Source organism: Frankia sp. AgKG'84/4 (genome assembly GCF_023242965.2).
Taxonomy (GTDB): Bacteria; Actinomycetota; Actinomycetes; order Frankiales; family Frankiaceae; genus Frankia.
In genome coordinates, this window is record NZ_JALKFU020000923.1 from 1 (window position 1) to 758 (window position 758).

The window sequence follows — 758 nt, forward strand, 5'->3', positions numbered from 1 at the left end:
AAACCGCAGGGTGTGGCGCCCGCGGCGGGCCCCCGCCGCCACCGAGGCCGTCACGGCCCAGGCCGCGTTCCCCCCGCCGCTGTCCGGCCGCTGGCCGGTGCTGGTCCCGCCCACCGGGCTGGACGAGGCGACGCTGACCCGGCTGAGCTGGCTGATCGCCCGCCTCGGCGGTGAGCCCGTCACGATCCGCCTCGACGGCGCCGACGCCGACCGGGCCCGGATCGCCGCTGTCCTGACCGGCGCCTCGCCGCAGGCGGACGTGCCGATCGGCGCCGTGGTGTCGCTGCTCGGTCTGGACACCTCGGCGCACCCCGTCCATCCCGCGCTGAGCACCGGCTTCGCTCTCACCGTCGCGCTCGCCCAGGCGCTGGGTGACGTCGGCGTGGCCGCGCCGCTGTGGCTGGTCACCCGCGGCGCGGTCAGCACGGGCCCGCAGGACCCGGTGACCAGTCCCGAGCAGGCGATGCTCTGGGGCCTGGGCCGCACCCTGGCGCTGGAGCGCCCCGGTGGGTTCGGCGGGCTGCTCGATCTGCCCGCCGAGCTCGACGACGAGTCCCTGGGCTGGTTCGGCGCGGCGCTGACCACGCCGGGCGGGGAGGACCAGAGCGCGGCCCGCGCGGCGCACCTGTTCGTGCCCCGCCTGGTCCGCGTGGACGACGCCGACCCCGCGAGCACCAGCGCCGCCGGCGCCCGCGGGGTGGGCAGCGCCGACACCTGGCGTCCCGGTGGCACGGTGCTGATCACCGGCGGCACCGGCG

The 758-nt window shown here is 78.5% G+C and carries 1 protein-coding gene; it reads left to right on the forward strand.

What is annotated here, in order from left to right; all coding sequences use genetic code 11:
- On the forward strand, positions 1-758 hold a 758-nt coding region (locus MXD58_RS26055; RefSeq protein ID WP_518478694.1), incomplete at both ends, for a SpnB-like Rossmann fold domain-containing protein.